The organism is Arthrobacter sp. P1_D12 (genome assembly GCF_056406175.1).
Window position 1 is genome coordinate 232,591 of sequence record NZ_JBFUAR010000005.1, and the last position, 18,683, is coordinate 251,273.

The window sequence follows — 18,683 nt, forward strand, 5'->3', positions numbered from 1 at the left end:
GCTTACGCGATTTCTGGGAACCCGGCAAGTGTGGGCCAAGCGTAGGCTTTCCCCCAATAACTTTCTGTAGGAGAAAAAATGCCCCCGAAGACTCGTGGCGCGGTTCGCAAGCCGCGTAAGAAGGACAAGAAGAATATCGCGCTGGGCCAGGCGCACATCAAGAGCACCTTTAACAACACCATCGTGTCCATCACGGACCCGAACGGTGCTGTCATCTCCTGGGCTTCGTCCGGTGAGGTTGGCTTCAAGGGCTCGCGTAAGTCCACCCCGTTCGCTGCCCAGATGGCCGCCGAAGCCGCCGCAAAGCGTGCACAGGAGCACGGCATGCGCAAGGTTGACGTGTTCGTCAAGGGACCGGGTTCCGGACGCGAAACCGCCATCCGCTCGCTGCAGGCCGCTGGCCTCGAGGTTGGCTCCATCCAGGACGTCACCCCCAGCGCCCACAACGGCTGCCGTCCGCCGAAGCGCCGCCGCGTCTAAGGCTTTCCAGCGCCCAGGAGCTTGCCCGGACCCTCACCGGTCCGGGCAGGCCCGGCCGCGKTAAGTCTTCAGACCGATCTTTCCACCACCTGTGTTGCGTCATATAGCGGATGCTCGCCGAAAGGAAACCTAAGTGCTCATTGCACAGCGCCCCACCCTCTCCGAAGAGGTCGTCTCCGAAAACCGCTCACGGTTCATCATCGAACCGCTGGAGCCGGGCTTTGGTTACACCCTCGGAAACTCCCTCCGCCGTACCCTGCTCTCCTCCATCCCCGGTGCCTCTGTAACGAGCATCCGGATCGATGGCGTGCTGCACGAGTTCACCACGGTTCCGGGTGTCAAGGAAGATGTCACCGAGATCATCCTGAACATCAAGAACCTGTCGGTTTCCTCCGAGCACGACGAGCCGGTTGTTGCTTACCTGCGCAAGCAGGGACCGGGAGTCGTCACCGCCGCGGACATCGCTCCGCCGGCCGGCGTCGAATTCCACAACCCGGATCTGCACATTGCCACGCTGAACTCGAAGGGCAAGTTCGAACTCGAACTGACCATCGAGCGCGGTCGCGGCTACGTTTCGGCAGCTCAGAACAAGTCCGGCGACTCCGAGATCGGCCGCATCCCGGTCGACTCGATCTACTCGCCGGTCCTGAAGGTTACTTTCCGCGTGGAAGCTACCCGTGTTGAGCAGCGCACGGACTTCGACAAGCTCATTGTCGACGTCGAGACCAAGCAGGCAATCGCCCCGCGCGACGCCGTTGCTTCGGCAGGTACCACCCTGGTGGAACTGTTCGGTCTGGCCCGCGAGCTGAACACCGCAGCTGAAGGTATCGAGATCGGTCCGTCGCCGACGGACGCTGCCCTGGCAGCCGACATGGCACTGCCGATCGAGGATCTGGACCTGACGGTCCGTTCCTACAACTGCCTCAAGCGTGAGGGCATCCACACCGTGGGTGAACTCGTTGCCCGCTCCGAGGCTGACCTCATGGACATCCGCAACTTCGGCGCGAAGTCCATCGATGAGGTCAAGGCCAAGCTGGTCGAACTGGGCCTGTCCCTCAAGGACTCCCCTCCCGGTTTCGATCTCGCAGCACGTGCCGCAGCCATCGAAGAGGACGACGCCGCGTTCAGCGACGACGAGCTCTAACCAACAGATCTTGGCCGGCTGGCTGGATGCACCCTGGTGTGCGCAGCCCAACGGCTTCCAATGAGGAGAAACTATAATGCCTACCCCCGCTAAGGGTCCGCGCCTCGGAGGCGGAGCGGCTCACGAGCGTCTTATGCTCGCGAACCTGTCCGCCGCACTTTTCGAGCACAAACGGATCACCACCACGGTGACCAAGGCCAAGCGCCTGAAGCCGTACGCCGAGCGCCTGGTGACTTTCGCCAAGCGTGGCGACCTCGCGTCCCGCCGTCGTGTACTCGGCCTGATCAGCAACAAGGGCGTCGTCCACGAGCTGTTCACCGACATTGCACAGGCAGTGGAAAACCGCGATGGCGGCTACACCCGCATCACCAAGATCGGCAACCGCAAGGGCGACAACGCTCCCATGGCTGTCATCGAACTGGTTCTCGAGCCGGTTTCCGCAAAGCAGGCCGTGGTAGCCGAGGCTACTTCTGCTGCCCAGCGCGACGCTGACAAGAAGGATGCCGACAAGAAGGACGCCGAAAAGGCCGAAGCAGCTCCGGTTGCCGAGACCGAAGAGGCTGCTGAGACCGAAGAGGCTCCGGTCGCTGAGACCGAAGCCGCTACCGAAGAGGCTCCGGCCGCTGAGGAAGCAGCCGCTGAGTCCGAGAAGGACGCGAAGTAATTCGCTAAGTCTTTCTTATAGACTTAAGTCTATGAACGAGCTCAAACCCGCTGCCCCCGTCTTGGGGGGCGGCGGGTTTTTGCGTATCCGGCTGGATGTGGCGTACGACGGCGGCCCGTTCAGCGGGTGGGCCGTGCAGCCGGGACTGCGCACCGTCCAGGGCGTCCTGGAGGAGGCCCTCGCGCTGCTGATCCGCCGCCCCGTCCGGGTCACGGTTGCCGGGCGCACCGACGCCGGGGTGCACGCCCGCGGCCAGGTGGTCCACCTGGACCTCAGCGAGGCGGAGTGGCTGGGCCTGAACCGGGGCGCCGAACTGGATCCCGCCGTCGCCCTGCTCCGCCGCATCCGCGGTGCCTTGAGCCGTGGCCTGGGCGACCTCAGCGGCGCCATCGAGGTGCACCGGGTGAGCGTGGCACCCGTTGGCTTCGATGCCCGGTTCTCCGCCCTCTGGCGCCGCTATTCCTACCGGATCGCGGACGGCCCCGCGCTGTGGGACCCACTGGGACGCGCCTCGACCCTGTGGCACAAGGTTCCGCTGGACGTCGGTCTCCTCAACGAGGGCGCCGCGCCGCTGCTGGGCCTGCAGGACTTCCGCTCGTACTGCAAGCCCCGCGAGGGGGCCACGACCATCCGTGAACTGCAGCGCTTCGAATTCGCGCGCGGCACCGACGGCGTCATTGTCGTCACCGTTCAGGCTGACGCGTTCTGCCACAACATGGTCCGCTCCCTGGTGGGCTCGGCGTTGTACGTGGGGGAGGGCGAAGAGGCCCCGGAATGGCTCTACGAGCGGCTCCTCGCCCGGCAGCGCGACGCCCGCTCCGTGCTCGCAGCCCCGCACCCGCTGGTGCTCGAGGAAGTGGCCTACCCGACAGAGAGCGGCATGCTGGCCCGGGCCGAACTGACGCGGGCACTGCGGGCCTAAATCCAGACCTGGAACGCGGCTATGGGAACGCCGGCTGCGAGTAAGCCGGCGCGGTGCCTTTCGCAGGGAGCTCCAGCGTGAAGGTGCTTCCGGATCCGAGGAGGGTGTTGCAGGAAATGGAGCCGCCATGGCGCTCCACGATCGCCTTCGTGATCGACAACCCGAGCCCGGCCCCGGGGATGGAACCGTCCCGCACCGCAGGGCTTCGGAAGAACCGTGTGAAGACTCGTTCTGCGTCGGCGGCTGTCATCCCCAATCCGTCATCTTCCACGTGCAGCAGCACCCGGTCTCCCTCGGTGCTGGCGGAGACGCGCACATTGCCGCCATTGGGGGAATATTTGATGGCGTTGGAAATGAGGTTATCCAGCGCCTGGCTGATCCGGAGCGGGTCTACGTGCGCCCATAGCGGCGCCGGCACCTCCATCGAGAGCGTGACCTGGGAAGCCTGGGCGTGTGCGTGAGCCGAACCCAGGCTCGCCTCCACGAGGCTCGCCAGGTCGGTCCGCAGGGGATGGACATGGACAGCCGAGTTGGCGGACATCAGCAGATCCGAGACAAGGGCGAGGAGTCGTTCGGCGTTTCGTTGCGCAACCTCGAGGCGGCGGAGGGCCTGAGCGGACAAATGTTCCGAGTCGCTGAGGGCTAGATCCAAATTGCCGATAATCGATGTCAAGGGGGTCCGGAACTCGTGGGAGACGGTGGAAAGCACGTCGTCCTTGGCCGCCAGGGCATCGATCAGGCCGGACACTTCGTCATTGAGCAGTCGTTCGCGTTCGCAGCCGGCGTGGAGTTGGGTTGCCAGGCGCCCAGTCAACTGTTGCCGCGTAACCCGCAGGGCGATGGCCACTGCCAATGTGATGAATGGCAGGAGAACGGCGGCCGCGATTCGGTCCGGGGTTGAGCCGCCGTTGAGCAACCACGGCAGGCCGGTCAGCAGGGGCCCGAAGAAGCTGATCGAGACGATGGCCGGACCGGACAAACGGGAGGCCGTGACCCAGAGGACCGGAAGGACGGCCAAGATGCCGAGATCGGGCAGGCCTTCGACGCTGCCACTGCGGACGAGGCAGATCGCGGCTAAGTCGAGCACGGGGATGGCGAGCGGAGCATAGGGCCCGAACCGATGCCAGGGCACCAGAAGGCAGGCCAGGAGGAGGGCCAGAAGGAGCGCAAAGGCAGCCCGGCACAGGCCAGTCTCGAAGAGGCCGGGCCAGCCCCCGGGCGCTGCAAGCGCCACAGCCGTCATCGCCAGTGTGAGCGGAAGCTGGCATAGGGCAACCTGCACACGCGGCGGGAAAGCCGCAAAGTAACCTGCCGGGTTCCGGACCAGGTGCTGTTTACTCAATGAAGCCGCGCCCCTTCCTCGCTACTCTTATTTAACAGCATTCGTCACGTTAACTTGACAAGTTACGAAAATATATTGCCGCGACTGTGCCTAAACGGTCGTTGGCGCTATAGCGTAGGTACTCTAGCAATGCTGGCGAATCATGATTGCACAGCAGTAGCGACGCGGCCGCTATGGGGGTAGGTGGCGCATCAGATGTGAGGGGGACCATGACTGACTTGGGAGTCGCCGTAGTTGTGGAGGACGATGACGATGTGCGTCATCTCGTGGAAGCGGTATTGAGCCAGGCGGGATTTGACGTCCACGGCGCAGCGAGCGGTCGCGAGGGGGTCGAGGTCGTGCGGAATCAGAAGGCCAACGTTGTCACCTTGGACGTTGGCCTCAACGATATTGACGGCTTTGAAGTCCTACGCCGAATTCGACAGTTCAGCGATGCCTACGTGGTCATGCTGACGGCGAGGACGGACGAGTTGGACACTCTGACCGCACTGCATACCGGTGCCGATGATTTCATGACCAAACCGTTCCGGCCGCGCGAGCTCCGAGCCCGGATAGCTGCGATGATGCGCCGGCCTCGGCAGGACGGCCCGGAGGCCAAGCCCGCGGACCCGGAAACGGTTCCGTCGAAGGCACTTGACCTGACCCACGATTCGGAATTACGGCACAACGGCCTGATACTGAACCCGCACACCCGTTCGGTCACCGTGGATGGCATTCCTGCCAGCCTCACGCGCAGTGAATTCGATCTCCTGCATGCCCTGTTGAAAGGGGCAGGTGCCGTCCGGTCGAAGACTGATCTGGTGCGGGTAGTGCGGGGTCAGCACTACAGCGCGGATGCCTATATCAGTGAGTCCGATGAGCGTGCCGTCGAAGTACACATCGGCAACCTGCGTCGCAAGCTGCGGGAGGATCCGCTGCAACCCCGCTGGCTCCAGACCGTCCGTGGCGTTGGGTACCGCCTCACGCCGGCCGCGGACTAGCTATCCCGGAGGTTGTGCCTGAGCTGCAGTTCGTCCACGGTGTGGTTTCCACTCTCCGCGACTTCCCGCAGGAGCAACCGCGCGAGGTGTGCGTCGTGGGTGCGAATGGCGTCCTCAAGCTCTCTGGCTAGCTCGGCCAGACGGACGCCGCCGACCATCGCAGAGGACGTCTTCAAGCTCAGGATTGCGTCCAGTGCTGCGGTCTCGTCACCGCTATCAAGGGACGTCGCCAGGGATTGATAGCGCTGGTCCCACATCCTTGCATAGTCCCTCGCGAATCCTTTGGCCACGGCAGGGCTGTCCAGCTGTGATTCGAGTTCCTTGAGGGCGGACGGGTCCACGATCGGGCTCACAACTTGTACGGTCGCCTTTGGGGCCGCGCCGGAACCAGGCGTGGTGCTGTCGGCGGAGGAACCGGTATTTGAATCGCCGTCGTCTGGCGTACCTTGGAAAGACATGTGCCCACGCTACTTGCTGCGCCGGCTCCGTGTTTCCAACTCCGGAGTTTCCTGTGGCAAAATTGTGGCTTTTCGGGTGCATTCCCGGGTTCTGCCCTGTAGTTCGGACTCCTCAGGTGCCCTCATGCAGCTATCCGCCGCTGAAGGTGTCTATCGCGTTGATGATGGCTGGGCCAAGGATGGCAATAAAGAGCACGGGAAAGATGAAGAACAGCAGCGGGAACAGGATCATGACCGGGAGCTTCATCGCCTTCTCCTCGGCCCGCTGCCGCCGCTTGACCCGCATTACCTTGGCTTGGATCCGGAGGACCCTACTGATTGCGATACCGTAGGTATCCGCCTGCACAACGGCTTGGACAAAGCTGCGCAGCTCCGGGATGCTGGTCCGCTCCGCGAGGGCCAGGTAGGACTCGCGGCGGCTCCGGCCGACCTGCATGTCCTGCAGCGTTCGGACGAGTTCCTCGGCGAGGGGACCCTTGCCGTTCTCGCCGGCGCGCGCCATGGCTCCTTCGAAGCCCAGCCCAGCTTCCACGGAGATGAGCATCTGGTCAAGGGTGTTGGCCAGTTCCAGCTGCATGGCCGTCTGGCGCTCCTGCCCCTTGCTGTAGAGCATCAGATCGGGGATGAAATAGCCCAGCAGAACCACTAAGAGGCCCACCAGCTTAATGATGGGTGTGGAACCTGTGGCGCTGAGGTAGAACCCCAGCACGGCACCGGCCAGGCCCAGCAGGGGCTTGGCCGCCAGCACACGTCCGAGAGGAAGGGACGTGGGGCGGCCAGCTAGGGAAAGCAGCTTATCGAGTTTGTGGACATATCCGACCGGCGTCAGACGGTAACCGATCCGCTCCAGCAGCGTCGTCCGCTGTGCCTCGGTGAACTCAGCGGTCTCCGCCCCTGCTGCGAGCAGCTCGCGGATGGCCCGGTGGGACTTTCGATCGACGGAGAGCGCTGACCAGACGAGATACCCGAGCGGCAGGGAGACCAGGAGCAGGGCGAGCAGTACCGAGGGGTCCATGGGTACCTCAAAACTTCAGATCGATGATTTTGCGCATCCACAAACCGCCGATGGTCATCATGATGAAGGACGCGCCAATCATGATCCAACCCAGCAGGTGGGTGAACATGGAGTTCATATAGGCTGGGTTAGCCAGCATGAGCATCGCTACAATGCCGAACGGCATCGCCATCAGGATGTACGCGGAGAACTTTCCCTCGGCAGCCAAGGACTTGATGTGACCCTTGATTTCGCTGCGCTCGCGGATGGTTTCGCCCACCTGGTCCAGGACTTCGGCCAGGTTCCCGCCCACTTCCCGGTTTATTTGGATGGCCTGGGCTATCCAGACAAAGTCGTCGCTCCGCATCCGTTCTGCTGCATCGGAGAGGGATGACTGGAGATCCCGGCCGAGGCTCGTTTCAGTGATGATCCTGCGCATCTCTTCCGCAGTGGGACTTTGCGATTCAACTGCGGCCGCGTCAATGGCGCGTAGGATGCTGTGGCCGGCCCTGAGGCCGCCGGAGAGTAACTGAAGTGTGTCGCCGAGTTGCTGGTCAAACATGATACGGCGTTTGCTCGTGAGGTAGCCGATCACGAGGTGCCCCGCCAACGGCGCCAGCAGCACGAACAGGACTGCCAACAACGGGCCCGCGACTACGAAGCCTGCCAATGCACCGACGAAGGCGCCAGCCAGCACCAGCACAAAGAAGTCGGACTGCCCCATCCGCAGGCCCGCGTTTTCCAGTGCTTCCCTGCTGAAGAGCCGCACTTTTCGCTGTGCGAAGTATCCGTCGACGAGATGGACCGCCGAGCCGGCAAACCGGGTCAGCTGCGAGTCCGGCTGGTTCTGAGCGGGTTGGCGCCGGTCCAGCGGCACACGTGCCCTTCGAGGGGCGAGCAAGACGAAACCGAGCACGAACAGGGCAGACGAGAACAGGCCAACGCCAATGGGCAATATGGTCAAGGTCGGCTCACGGCCTTCCGGTCGGCACCAAGGGAGCGGCAAACACACCCGGTGAGACATGGATGCCAAAATCCTCGAAGCGGTCGATGAACCGCGGACGGATCCCGGTGGGGACGGGCTTGCCGAGGAAACGACCGTGCGCGTCCACACCGGCCGAGTAGTCGAAGACGAAGGCGTCCTGCAGGGTGACGATGTCCCCTTCCATGCCCTGCACCTCGGTGACATGGGTGATGCGGCGGGTGCCGTCGCGCAGTCGGGAGATCTGGATGATGAGATTGACGGCGGAGGCGATCTGCTCCCGGATGGCGCGGAGCGGCAGGTCCATTCCCGCCATCAGGACCAGGGTTTCCAGACGAGCGACGGCGTCCCGTGGCGAGTTTGAGTGCACCGTGGACAGCGAGCCGTCATGGCCCGTGTTCATTGCCTGCAACATGTCCAACGATTCGCCGCCGCGGACCTCGCCCACCACGATGCGGTCCGGGCGCATACGCAGAGAGTTCCGCAGCAGCTCACGGATGGTGACCTCGCCCTTGCCTTCAGTATTGGGCGGTCGACTTTCCAGCCGCACGACGTGGCGCTGCTGGATTTGGAGTTCGACGGCGTCCTCGATCGTCACGATGCGCTCGTCATGTGGGAGAAACGATGAGAGCACGTTGAGCAGTGTGGTCTTGCCGGTGCCGGTACCGCCAGAGACGATGATGTTGAGCTTTGCCTTGACACAGGCATTGAGGAGCTCCGCCATCTCAGGTGTCAGGGTGCCGAACTCGATGAGGTTTTGGACCGTGAGCGGAACTTTGCTGAATTTTCGGATGGTAAGCGAGGAGCCGCCCACCGCAAGCGGCGGAATGACGGCGTTTACGCGGGAACCGTCTTCCAGGCGTGCATCCACGAGAGGGGACGATTCATCGATGCGGCGTCCCACCTTGGAGACAATGCGCTCGATCACCTTGCGCAAGTGGTCTTCGGAACTGAATCGGGACTCGGTGAGCGTGAGCTTGCCGTGACGCTCAACGTAGATCTGGTCCATGCCATTGACCATGATCTCCGTCACCGCGGAATCATCGAGGAGCCGCTGCAGCGGTCCGTAACCCAGCACATCGTCCGCCACGTCCTGGACCAGCCGGAGGCGTTCCTCTCCTGACAGTGGGACCTGTTCCGCGTCGATGATACGGGTGAGTTCTTCCCGGGCGGAGGAGCGCAAATCATCTTCCTTGATGGCGGAATCGTTGAAACGCGCACCCATGCGCTCAAACAGGGCGGTCGCGGCGCGCTGCTTAAGTGCCGCGAAGACATCCACCGGCTGCTGGCCAAAGGGCCGGTGTGCGTCTGCGCGCTCTTCAAAACTGGGGGCTGCGATAGGCGTGCGCTGGCGTTCCGCGGTCGCGGGGGCCGTGAGTCTTCGAGGTGGTGAGGCACGGGTTGCTGGAATGGACTCCGGAGCGGGTCTAGAGGCGGCAGCGGACCCGTCCTCAGCAGCGGCGAGCCGTTCAGAGAGTTTCACTGGACCACCACTCTGCGGTGCAGTTTTTTCTTTGCCCTGGCACGCCACGCCGGATCGAACCGTTCAACCAGCTGCCGCAGCCCCTTGACGGCCGGGTCCTTGCGACTCTCCTGGAGTAGCGGTATGCCCCTGTTCGTGGAGAAAGCCACAGCCTTGGAACGGGGAATGCTGATATCAACGGGCGCACCTATGGTCGCCTCAACGTCCTGGACGCTGAGGCCGGACTTGGAGTCTGCCATGTTGAGGACCACATGACGCGTCTCCGGCTGAAGGTCCAAGCGCCGGAGGATTTCGAGGCCGGATCTCAGTCCCCGGATGCTGGGAACGTCCATGGCGGTCACCCAGACAATGTCCGTGCATTGCTCCATGGCAGCCAAGCCCACCTCCGGCAAACCGGGGGCCGTATCCACGATGACATATTGGAACTGTTCCGCGAGCTGCCCGAGCAGGCGCGTCACCTGCTCGGGTGTGATGTTGTCCGCTTCTTCGGGGCTCCTGGGTGCGCAGAGAGCATAGATATTGCCCGGGTGCACGGTCAGGAATGCCTTAAGTACCAGCGAATCGTGGCTCGCCGCGGGGGAAACAGCGTCGGTCACGCTGTGCTCCGGGCGGAGGTACAACCCCGAGGCGACGTCTCCGAACTGGAGGTCCAGATCCACGATGACAACGCTCATCGGGGCCACCTGCCCCAACCCGATGGCGATGTTGGTGGCAATTGTGGTTTTGCCTACTCCGCCTTTGGGCGAGAAGATGCCGATCACCAGACCTTTCGGGGCGTCCGGTAGCTGAACGGCGGCGGACCTGTTCTTGCTGGCAAAGGACTGGCATGCTCGTTCGAGCATGACCCGGATCTGGGCAGCGTCGGCGTGTGGGCTGAGAATATCTCGGATGCCGGCGCGCATGGCCAGCAGTAAGAAATCGGGATCCGGTTCACCCACAAGGATAACGCTGAGCTCGGAAAGCTGAACGTCAAAGATCGTGGCCAAACGCAGGGCATCATCGACGGGTACATCTGGTCCAAGAATTAGGACCTCKGGACGCTGCTGGTCAAGCTTCGCGAACAACTCTTCGGGATCTGCAGGATTGACGAAGGCGAAGGTCTGCAGACCGCCCGGTAGGCTTCCGGCCAGGGCCAGACGCACGCGGGAATCGAAGTCGGCATTGGGTGTGATCAGTACAAAACGGCTCATTTGTAGACCTCCGGTTTCGTCATGATTCCAGGCCGGCCACTGTCCTTGGCAGTGACCGGCTCCTTGCTCAGCCAGAGCGTGCCGAATTCGGAGCCGTAAACGATCTTGGTCGCATTCACGTCGCTCACCGCTACTGTCAACAGCAACGAACCGGTTGGCAGCGACGTATCCTCGACCGGGGCGCCGGATCCGCCTTCTGTGGGCTCGGGAGACGGGGCGGCGCTGGCAGCCCGCTGCACGGCCGTCACCAGGACCTTGTGGAGGGTCAGCTGAGTCGTCTCCTTGTCCGGCGTCGCCTCGATGCCGCCATCTTTCAACGAGATGAAGATGCCGATGTGGTCTCCGGCCGTGAGCCGTCCGCCGACAACTCGCTGGGGATCCAGTTGGAAAGAGATCTCCTGAAGCCCCTCCGGCACTGGCACGGATCCGCTGGACTGCAGGGTTTCCGGCGCGGTCAGTCGTTCCGAGAGAAGTTGCTCACCCGGAAGCAGCTCGACGGCGGTGACCGTCCCGGCCAAGCCTTCGAGGCTATGCAGCGCGGACTTGGCCACGGCGGTGCCCGGAAGCTTCTGGGCGGTCAGGAAGGGCAGGAGGCTTTCCACGGCGGTGCCCGCCGGGACGGGCTTCGCCACCACGAGTACATCCACAGGCTTGAGGGCCTTGACGGCTCGCTCGTCCGCACCGCTGGCGTAGGACACCACCAGGACAGCTCCGACGAGGGCCAGGACCACGGCGGCGATACCGGCCAATAAGCGTGACTTCAAGAACTGCTCCCGACCTGGTTAACGTATCTGTGGTGCTGAGGAATCATTGCGTGAGCTTGACGACGCCGGCACCGAAGTCCTCCGGTGTCCCGTAGGTGTAGGCCTTATCGAGGGAGACGTAGTGGACGAAGCTGCCGATGACCCCAGTGCAGCTCCCGTCGCAAGCCAATCCCAACGGGACGTCAGGAGCCTTGTTGTGAAAAGTGCGGGGAAACGTATTGCCGTTGAAACTCCACCCCTTGACCAGGAAAGCTGCAAAAGAAACGAGTTTGTAGCTGGTGCTGGCTCCCGTACCGGCCACCTGATCGAAGATCGGGAGCAGTACAGTCACGTTCTTTCCGGCTGTGATGTCGGCAGCCCAAGCCCGCAACTGATCATCGCATACGCCGGGATAGCTGTTGCCTGGATCGCCGGGGGCCCAATCTGCGGCGTTAACGATTCCGGCACAGGTACCCGAGGGGCGCAGTAGCCAGCCGAAGCCACCCGGAACGACGGCTCCGGACGGTCCATAATTGCAGCTCGGCTCGCCTTTGCTGCCATGGCTCACCAGAAGCTGCAATCCGCCGTCGACGTGGTCCTTCACCTGGCAAACGGAGAAGGCGATGGGGAACGCCGTCGGACCCGCCACTGGGCGGCCCCACTGCACGGTGGCGTCGGCGGTCACAGCGGCGTCATTGATCCCAAACGCCCGGGCGAAGAAAAGGGAAACGCGGTTGGGCGACTGCCCGGCTTGCTGCGCCCCGGCTCGCACTTTTACTGTGCCCGTTGCCTTGTCTACAACGAAAGACGCTATGTTGCTTGCGCCGTCGCCAGCGTTTCCGTTTGCCAGGTTTCGTGCCAGCGGGGATGTGTCAGCGCAATCGATATCGTTGATGTTGCGGGCGCATTTCTGAGCGATGGCAAGAGCGGCGGCATCCGCCCCGTTTCGGAGCTGGGTCCGTTCCGCATAGAGCATCCCGACGTCGACGGCGAGGGCGGCGAAGCCCAGCAGCGTCACCATGAGAACGGCGACGAGGATGCTGATGGCCCCGCGCTCATCGTCCCTGGGCGGGGGGACTTCACCTAGCCGCCGCATAGCATGACTCCTTGGCCCTCCATCGGGAACGGTCCAGCGATGCGCGTAATGGTGGAGAGGGTGTAAGTGATCTTGAAGGTCACTTGTTGACCTGTGATGCAGCTAGCCGGGCTGATGGTGAAGCTTGCGTCTGTCAGCCCGGGTTGTAGCCCTGTGGCGGCATTCTTGGCCGCCGCGCGGGCCGCCGTGGGGTTGTTACCGATTGCCATGACCCGCACGCCTTCGCGGGCGGCACTTGAGAGCGTGACCTGCGCGTTGTAGGCGCGGCCGAATTCCATGATGCCGAGCAGCAGCATGATCAGTACGGGCGCCAAAAGCGCGAACTCCACGGCGACAGCTCCGTGTTCCCTGCCCTCGCGCATGTGTGGCGACCTCTTCTTCGGATTGAACGGTGGCTGCCTAGGGGGTGGACGCGACGAACGGTGCGGTGAAGGAATGCCACCCTTCACCGCACCGATCGGTATGTCCCGAATTAGAGCCGGGTGCTACCCGGCCGCCGGGGGAGTCAGCCGAGTCGTGATGTTATCGAAGAGGTCGCTCAACTGGCCACCCAGCGCAGTGACGGCGACGATGATGGCTACGGCGATGAGGGCGACCATGATGCCGTATTCGACAGCCGTTGCGCCTTTCTCGCCGCGAAGGCGGTCCTTAGCGGCGAAGCCGAGGGTCTGAAGGGTTGCAATGAGTGAAAGCACGTGAGCTCCTGAGCGAGTCGGTGGCTGGTCCTGCACCAGCTCTGCCAGAAAACTAGCAACGCGATTCGTCAAAAGTTACGCTGCTTGCCACAACCTGTGCTAAGGCTTCCCAAACTGCACATTTTCTGTACATTTTCTGCGTGAATGCTGCGATTGAACTGCGGAGGCATAAGCCGGGACACATGACGGACCCCCTCGGCTCTGGGCGCCGAGGGGGTCCTGTCATTGGGGCGCTATGTTCGCCTCTTTGGTTTCTCCTACATATTGGAGAAGGCCGCGATGATGTTGATGACAGCAGGTCCGATGATGACGATGAAGAGTACGGGCAGGATGCAAAGCATGAGGGGGAACAGCACCTTGATGGGAAGCTTCATCGCCTTCTCCTCAGCACGCTGCCGTCTCTTGATTCTCATTTGCTTGGCCTGCGTCCGAAGGACGCCGGCGATGGCGATGCCGTACACATCAGCCTGGACAATGGCCCGCACGAAGCTCCGCAGGTCTGGCGCTGCGGTGCGGTCCGCCATCGCGAGGTATGCTTCCCGGCGGCTCCGGCCGACTTGCATGTCTTGCAGGGTCCGGAGGAGTTCCGCGGCGAGCGGGCCGTTTCCATTCTGGCCCGCGCGCGCCATTGCCGATTCAAAGCCGAGTCCGGCCTCAACCGAAATCAGCATTTGGTCCAGGGTGCTGGGCAGCTCAAGCTCGATGGCTTCCTGCCGCTTCGAACCCTGGGAGTGCAGAAGCAGGTCGGGAACGAAGTACGCAAGCACCGTCACGAACAACGCCAACAGAATCGTTGTGCCCGTGGGTGTTTTGGCGACATACAAGATCCCCAAAAGACCGGCCACCAAGGCGAGCGCTGGTTTGACCACCAGAAGCCGCTCCAGCGGCATTTTCGCTGGCCTTCCCGCCTTGGCGAGTAATTTGTCCAGCCATGCTGGATATCCCTTCGGAGCCAAACGCTGGCCCAACCGCGCGAACTTTGGAGTGTCGACCCCACCCGGGGCGTCCGCTGATACTCCCTTACTTAGTCCCAGATTGCTGCGGACGGCAGCCAAGCCTGTTCGGTCGACGGAGATCAGTGCCCAAACCATTGCCGAACAAGGAACAACGATGATTGCCACGATGAACCAGGCCATTACGCTCATGCTTGTTCCCCCTAGAACTTGATCTTGACGACACGGCTTAGCCAAAAGGACCCGAGAGCCAGCAGCACAACTGCGACCCCGAGCATGATCCAGCCGATCACATTGGTGTAAAGGACGCCGAGGTAGCCTGGGTTCGAGAAGCTAAGGAACAAGAAAATCCCTACCGGCAAAGCGATGAGGATGTAGGCTGATAGCTTGCCCTCGGCGCTGAGAGATTTCACTTGGCCTTTGATCTGCATCCGTTCGCGGATGGTCTCGCCTACGTGGTCGAGCACTTCGGCTAGGTCACCGCCGACTTCCCGGTGAATCTCAATCGCTTGGGCCGTCCAGTCGAAATCCTCGCTTCTCATTCGTCGAGCCGAGTCGGCCATGGATTCTTTCAGATCCCGCCCGAGCCTGGTCTCGTTGACCAGCCGTGCGAATTCCTCCGACGTCGGCACATCTGACTCCCGCGCAACAGCGTCCACGGCTCGAAGCAGACTGTGTCCAGCCCGCAGTCCGCCGGAGAGCATCTGCAGGGTGTCTCCAAGCTGCGATTCGAACTTCGCGCGACGGTTGCTAGCCCTAACGTTCAGGAACAGCATGCCGCCAATGGGCGTCAACAGTACGCAAAGCAGCGACAGTCCGAGACCCGCCAAAACATAGCCGGCGACCCCCGCCGTCACGGCGATGCATCCGAGCAGGAGAATGTAGTCTGCCTGGCGCATGCGCAGCCCTGCTTCCTCCAACGAGTTGGCGGAACCTATGCCGGCATTCCGGCTGACATTTTGGTCGACAAAGGAAGATGCTGATGTCGCAACCCGGGTGAGGACCGACGGTTGCTCCGCAACACCAGGTCTCCTGCGCGACAAATCGATATTGGATTCCCGCCCACGAAGTGCCACGACAAAGACGAACACCAGCGAGGCAAAGCAAAGCAGAACCCCCAGAAACAACAGAAGCGGGCTGTCGCCGGTCACCGGTAACCACCGCCGATCGGCGAATTCCCGAAGACGGACGGGGAAAGGGTAATGCCCAATTCCGCGAAATGATCCACAAAGCGCGGTCTGACACCGGTGGGAATCGGCCGTCCCAAAAACCGGCCGTTCGCGTCCATCCCCGCGCTGTAGTCGAACATGAAAGCGTCTTGAAGCGTAACGACGTCGCCTTCCATCCCCTGGACTTCCGTGACGTGCGTGACTCGCCTCGTTCCGTCCCGCAGGCGCGAAATGTGCACAATGAGGTTTACCGCCGAGGCGATCTGCTCGCGGATCGCCCTCAGGGGAAGGTCCATCCCGGCCATGAGGACCAGCGTCTCGAGTCTCGCGATGGCATCCCGAGGGGTGTTCGCGTGCACGGTCGAGATCGAACCGTCATGGCCGGTGTTCATGGCCTGAAGCATGTCCAGCGACTCGCCGCCGCGGACTTCGCCAATGACGATTCTGTCCGGGCGCATGCGCAAGGAGTTTCGGACAAGATCTCGGATGCTGATCTCGCCCTTGCCTTCGATGTTCCTAGGACGGCTTTCAAGCCTGACAACATGTTCCTGCTGCAGTTGAAGCTCGACGGCGTCCTCTATCGTGACGATTCGCTCATCGGCGGGAATAAAGGAAGACAAGACATTAAGCAGGGTCGTCTTGCCCGTCCCGGTGCCTCCGGAAACGATGATGTTGAGGCGGGCGTGGACGCAGGCATTCAAAAGTTCGGCCATCTCAGGGGAGATCGTGCCAAACCCTATGAGATCGTTGACAGCAAGCGGCACCTGGCCGAATTTTCGGATGGTCAGCGACGATCCGTTGACGGCCAAGGGCGGGATGATTGCGTTGACACGCGACCCGTCGGAAAGGCGAGCATCCACAAGGGGAGACGATTCGTCGATTCTTCTCCCTACCTTGGTGACTATCCGCTCGATAATCCGCCGCAAGTGCTCCTCGGACGTGAAGCGGGAGCTGGTCAGGAAGAGTTTGCCGCCGCGTTCCACATAGATCTTGTCCGGGCCGTTGACCATTACTTCCGTCACCGCGTCATCAGCAAGGAATTTCTGTAGCGGGCCGAGGCCAATGACATCATCGAGGATCTCCTGAACCAGACGCTGCCGTTCGCCTGAGGAGAGCGGAATCTCATCCGCATCGATAATGGTGCGCAATTCGGTTTTGGCGTAGTCGTGCAACTCAGCTTCATCCAGCGAGGAATCCGCGATCCGGCTTCCCATGCGCTCATACAGCGCCGCGCCGGCGCGGTCCTTTACCGCTGACAAAGCGTCGTTGGCTTCAGCGCTGTGATCCTTGACGGCTGGTTCATTCCAGGCTGACTCGTTCTGTGCCATTCCTGACCACGGGATCTCAGTCTTACGGGTAACTGTCTGCTGGCCTGCCTGACCGCGGACGGCTTCAAAACGATCTGCAAGTGTCATTGGACTACCGCCCTTCGGTGAAGTTTCTTGTGTGGCCGCTGCTCCCAATTCGGGTCAAACCGCTCGACGAGCTTTCGCAGGCCCTTTGCCACGGAATCCCTTGAGGTCTCCTGTAGCAGGGGTATCCCCTTGTTCGTCGAATAAGGCACTGCATGTGACCGGGGGAGCACCACATCCACTGGGCATCCGACTGTGGCCTCGACGTCCTGAAGCGTCAGGCCGCTTCGGCGATCGCCGAAGTTGAGCACCAAATGCCGGTTGGGGGGTAGCAGACCGAGCTCTGTCAGGAGTGAAAATCCCGTCCGGAGGCCCTTGATGCTCGGTATGTCCATGCCGCAAACCCACAAGCCGTCCGTGGCTTCTTCAAGGGTCGCGAGAACGTGTTCGCCGAGTCCCGGAGCGGTGTCCACCACCACATATTTGAATTCGCTGGCCAGCTGCACAAGTAGCCTGGAAACCTGTTCCCCAGTTATTTGATCCGCTTCCATGGGATTCAGGGGCGCACACAGTGCGTAGATGCCTGACGGATGCAGCGTGAGGTAGGACTTGAGCACCAGGCTGTCGCCGGCGGCCGCCCCTTTGACGGCATCCGCGATTGTCTTCTCCGGCTCAAGCTTAAGTCCGGACGCCACGTCCCCGAACTGCAGGTCCAGATCGACCACCACAACGCCCATGGGAGCCAATTTTGCGAGTCCGACCGCGAGGTTGGTGGTGACGGTGGTTTTCCCCACACCGCCTTTCGGCGACATGACGGCGATAATTCTTCCGTTTCCACTGAGCGGTTCGACGCTGTTCCCGAGGCCGCGCCGGCGTCCCGCAGCTGCAAGGCTGGCTCGTTCAAGCATGATGTGGATGGCGTCTACGTCGGCGCCAGGTTCCAGGAGGTCCCTGATGCCCGCCCGCATGGCAGGCAAGGCAACACTGGAATCACTGGCGGTCACCAGCACTACGCTGATCTCCGGGTACTGGAGGTCGAAGAGACTGGCGAGCCTCAGGGAGTCATCCACCGGGAGGCCCGGTCCCAGCAGGATGACTTCGACGAGATCGCCGGAGAGCATGCGGAGGACGTCGTCCGGGCCCGGCGGTAGGAAGTTGGCCACGATTCCGTGGAACGTTCCGCGCAGACGGGATGCCGCTTGCCTGGCACGGGCTTCGAAGTCGGGGTCTGCTGTGATGGCTACGAATCTGCTCATCGGTAGAGCTCCGGCTTCTTGACAACGAACGGGGCGCCTTGGGTTGCGGAAGCGGGTTCTTTGGTCAGCCACAAGGTTCCGAAGTTGGCCCCGAACGCGATCTTCGCGGCATCGGTATCATTGCGGGCAAAGGTTACGATCAACTGACCGGTGGGCAATTCCGTATTGGCCTGCTCCTCAGTTGCGGTACCTTCCGTAGCCGCTCCAGCAGTTTTCGCGAGGGAACGCTGGACGCTCGTTACCAAGACTTTGTGAAAAATCTGCTGCCCGGACTCGACGGCCGGTGCGTCTTTCACGGCTCCCTTGTCGAATAGGACGACGATGCCCACGGTGTCGCCGGCTGCGATGCGCCCGCCGACCACCCTCTGGGCTTCCAACTGAACCGAGATCTCCTGCATTCCCTTCGGAACCGGAACTGAGCCTGGCGCGGACAGGCTTTCAGGTTCAGCCAGCCGGGCCCCCAGCAGTGCTTCGCCTGGCAGCAGATCCACTGCGGCGACCCTCCCGTTCAAGCCTTCCAGGCTCTTGAGGGCGCCGTTTGGCACCGAGGCCGAAGGTAGCGAGGTCAACTTCACTGCGCTCCTGACCTTTTCGAGATCAGCGCCCTTCGCAACCTGTTCTTGAACAACGAGTACCTCAACCGGCTGCAGGTCCTTTTGGGCCCTCGCCTCCGATGCTGAAACGTATGAGACCAGTAAGACTGTGCCAACTATTGCCAGCACGAATGCGACGATGCCTCCCAGTAGGCGTGTTTTCAATTTTCAGTCCCCTTCGAATGGA

Annotated in this window: 20 protein-coding genes; 5 read left to right on the forward strand and 15 right to left on the reverse strand. The window is 62.2% G+C overall.

Annotation, left to right across the window (positions count from 1 at the left end):
- The first annotated feature begins 78 nt into the window (after nucleotides 1–78).
- From rpsK to truA, 4 genes are all read left to right on the forward strand, one after another.
- Nucleotides 79–480: a 30S ribosomal protein S11 gene (gene rpsK / locus AC1DZV_RS05580; protein WP_018773682.1), complete on the forward strand. Its 402-nt coding sequence runs from the start codon at nucleotides 79–81 to the stop codon at nucleotides 478–480.
- A 133-nt stretch (nucleotides 481–613) separates the two neighbouring features.
- Nucleotides 614–1,624: a DNA-directed RNA polymerase subunit alpha gene (locus tag AC1DZV_RS05585; RefSeq protein ID WP_018773683.1), complete on the forward strand. Its 1,011-nt coding sequence runs from the start codon at nucleotides 614–616 to the stop codon at nucleotides 1,622–1,624.
- A gap of 76 nt (nucleotides 1,625–1,700) precedes the next feature.
- On the forward strand, nucleotides 1,701–2,288 hold the full coding sequence (gene rplQ, locus AC1DZV_RS05590; protein ID WP_476953180.1) for a 50S ribosomal protein L17: 588 nt from the start codon (nucleotides 1,701–1,703) through the stop codon (nucleotides 2,286–2,288).
- A gap of 31 nt (nucleotides 2,289–2,319) precedes the next feature.
- The gene (gene truA, locus AC1DZV_RS05595) at nucleotides 2,320–3,210 is read left to right on the forward strand and encodes a tRNA pseudouridine(38-40) synthase TruA (protein WP_243181084.1); all 891 of its coding nucleotides are present in this window, start codon (nucleotides 2,320–2,322) and stop codon (nucleotides 3,208–3,210) included.
- Nucleotides 3,211–3,229: 19 nt separating this feature from the next.
- Here the strand turns inward: truA and AC1DZV_RS05600 are convergent, their stop codons facing one another.
- Nucleotides 3,230–4,552, reverse strand: a complete 1,323-nt coding sequence (locus AC1DZV_RS05600) for a sensor histidine kinase (protein WP_476952383.1) — start codon at nucleotides 4,550–4,552, stop codon at nucleotides 3,230–3,232.
- Nucleotides 4,553–4,761: 209 nt separating this feature from the next.
- Between AC1DZV_RS05600 and AC1DZV_RS05605 the strand changes: the two genes are divergently transcribed.
- Nucleotides 4,762–5,532: a response regulator transcription factor gene (locus AC1DZV_RS05605; RefSeq protein ID WP_476950098.1), complete on the forward strand. Its 771-nt coding sequence runs from the start codon at nucleotides 4,762–4,764 to the stop codon at nucleotides 5,530–5,532.
- On the opposite strand, the gene AC1DZV_RS05610 is transcribed toward AC1DZV_RS05605, so the two are convergent.
- From AC1DZV_RS05610 to cpaB (AC1DZV_RS05675), 14 genes are all read right to left on the reverse strand, one after another.
- Entirely contained in the window at nucleotides 5,529–5,990 is a 462-nt protein-coding gene (locus tag AC1DZV_RS05610) for an Hpt domain-containing protein (protein WP_476953181.1), read from the reverse strand. The genes AC1DZV_RS05605 and AC1DZV_RS05610 overlap by 4 nt on opposite strands.
- 130 nt (nucleotides 5,991–6,120) lie before the next feature.
- Nucleotides 6,121–7,005, reverse strand: coding sequence for a type II secretion system F family protein (locus AC1DZV_RS05615; RefSeq protein WP_476953182.1), 885 nt, complete (start codon nucleotides 7,003–7,005; stop codon nucleotides 6,121–6,123).
- A 7-nt stretch (nucleotides 7,006–7,012) separates the two neighbouring features.
- Nucleotides 7,013–7,948 (reverse strand): type II secretion system F family protein, encoded by a 936-nt coding sequence (locus AC1DZV_RS05620; protein ID WP_476953183.1) that lies wholly within the window; start codon nucleotides 7,946–7,948, stop codon nucleotides 7,013–7,015.
- A gap of 7 nt (nucleotides 7,949–7,955) precedes the next feature.
- Nucleotides 7,956–9,305, reverse strand: a complete 1,350-nt coding sequence (locus AC1DZV_RS05625) for a CpaF family protein (RefSeq protein WP_476953261.1) — start codon at nucleotides 9,303–9,305, stop codon at nucleotides 7,956–7,958.
- A gap of 140 nt (nucleotides 9,306–9,445) precedes the next feature.
- Entirely contained in the window at nucleotides 9,446–10,639 is a 1,194-nt protein-coding gene (locus tag AC1DZV_RS05630; protein WP_476953184.1) for a CpaE/TadZ family protein, read from the reverse strand.
- Nucleotides 10,636–11,403, reverse strand: a complete 768-nt coding sequence (cpaB, locus tag AC1DZV_RS05635) for a Flp pilus assembly protein CpaB (RefSeq protein WP_476953185.1) — start codon at nucleotides 11,401–11,403, stop codon at nucleotides 10,636–10,638. The genes AC1DZV_RS05630 and cpaB (AC1DZV_RS05635) overlap by 4 nt, the downstream gene beginning before the upstream one ends.
- A gap of 43 nt (nucleotides 11,404–11,446) precedes the next feature.
- Nucleotides 11,447–12,478 (reverse strand): pilus assembly protein TadG-related protein, encoded by a 1,032-nt coding sequence (locus tag AC1DZV_RS05640; RefSeq protein ID WP_476953186.1) that lies wholly within the window; start codon nucleotides 12,476–12,478, stop codon nucleotides 11,447–11,449.
- Nucleotides 12,466–12,840, reverse strand: a complete 375-nt coding sequence (locus AC1DZV_RS05645; protein WP_476953187.1) for a TadE family protein — start codon at nucleotides 12,838–12,840, stop codon at nucleotides 12,466–12,468. The genes AC1DZV_RS05640 and AC1DZV_RS05645 overlap by 13 nt, the downstream gene beginning before the upstream one ends.
- A 123-nt stretch (nucleotides 12,841–12,963) precedes the next feature.
- Complete coding sequence (locus tag AC1DZV_RS05650) at nucleotides 12,964–13,173, reverse strand: Flp family type IVb pilin (protein WP_476953188.1); 210 nt, start codon at nucleotides 13,171–13,173, stop codon at nucleotides 12,964–12,966.
- Between the two features lie 257 nt (nucleotides 13,174–13,430).
- On the reverse strand, nucleotides 13,431–14,318 hold the full coding sequence (locus tag AC1DZV_RS05655) for a type II secretion system F family protein (RefSeq protein ID WP_476953189.1): 888 nt from the start codon (nucleotides 14,316–14,318) through the stop codon (nucleotides 13,431–13,433).
- An 11-nt stretch (nucleotides 14,319–14,329) separates the two neighbouring features.
- Nucleotides 14,330–15,277, reverse strand: coding sequence for a type II secretion system F family protein (locus tag AC1DZV_RS05660; RefSeq protein WP_476953190.1), 948 nt, complete (start codon nucleotides 15,275–15,277; stop codon nucleotides 14,330–14,332).
- A complete protein-coding gene (locus AC1DZV_RS05665; protein WP_476953262.1) occupies nucleotides 15,274–16,623 on the reverse strand; it encodes a CpaF family protein in 1,350 nt (449 codons plus the stop codon). Before AC1DZV_RS05665 ends, AC1DZV_RS05660 begins: the two co-directional genes overlap by 4 nt.
- Before the next feature lie 83 nt (nucleotides 16,624–16,706).
- On the reverse strand, nucleotides 16,707–17,903 hold the full coding sequence (locus AC1DZV_RS05670; RefSeq protein WP_476953191.1) for a CpaE/TadZ family protein: 1,197 nt from the start codon (nucleotides 17,901–17,903) through the stop codon (nucleotides 16,707–16,709).
- A complete protein-coding gene (cpaB, locus tag AC1DZV_RS05675) occupies nucleotides 17,900–18,625 on the reverse strand; it encodes a Flp pilus assembly protein CpaB (RefSeq protein WP_476953263.1) in 726 nt (241 codons plus the stop codon). Before cpaB (AC1DZV_RS05675) ends, AC1DZV_RS05670 begins: the two co-directional genes overlap by 4 nt.
- Nucleotides 18,626–18,683: the final 58 nt, after the last annotated feature.

Coding starts and splice junctions, on each gene's coding strand:
- AC1DZV_RS05605 (WP_476950098.1), top strand. CDS start 4,762: ATGACTGACTTGGGAGTCGCCGTAGTTGTGGAGGACGATGACGATGTG.
- AC1DZV_RS05640 (WP_476953186.1), bottom strand. CDS start 12,478: ATGCGGCGGCTAGGTGAAGTCCCCCCGCCCAGGGACGATGAGCGCGGG.
- rplQ (WP_476953180.1), top strand. CDS start 1,701: ATGCCTACCCCCGCTAAGGGTCCGCGCCTCGGAGGCGGAGCGGCTCAC.
- AC1DZV_RS05670 (WP_476953191.1), bottom strand. CDS start 17,903: ATGAGCAGATTCGTAGCCATCACAGCAGACCCCGACTTCGAAGCCCGT.
- AC1DZV_RS05645 (WP_476953187.1), bottom strand. CDS start 12,840: ATGCGCGAGGGCAGGGAACACGGAGCTGTCGCCGTGGAGTTCGCGCTT.
- AC1DZV_RS05615 (WP_476953182.1), bottom strand. CDS start 7,005: ATGGACCCCTCGGTACTGCTCGCCCTGCTCCTGGTCTCCCTGCCGCTC.
- rpsK (WP_018773682.1), top strand. CDS start 79: ATGCCCCCGAAGACTCGTGGCGCGGTTCGCAAGCCGCGTAAGAAGGAC.
- AC1DZV_RS05610 (WP_476953181.1), bottom strand. CDS start 5,990: ATGTCTTTCCAAGGTACGCCAGACGACGGCGATTCAAATACCGGTTCC.
- AC1DZV_RS05665 (WP_476953262.1), bottom strand. CDS start 16,623: ATGGCACAGAACGAGTCAGCCTGGAATGAACCAGCCGTCAAGGATCAC.
- truA (WP_243181084.1), top strand. CDS start 2,320: ATGAACGAGCTCAAACCCGCTGCCCCCGTCTTGGGGGGCGGCGGGTTT.
- AC1DZV_RS05655 (WP_476953189.1), bottom strand. CDS start 14,318: ATGAGCGTAATGGCCTGGTTCATCGTGGCAATCATCGTTGTTCCTTGT.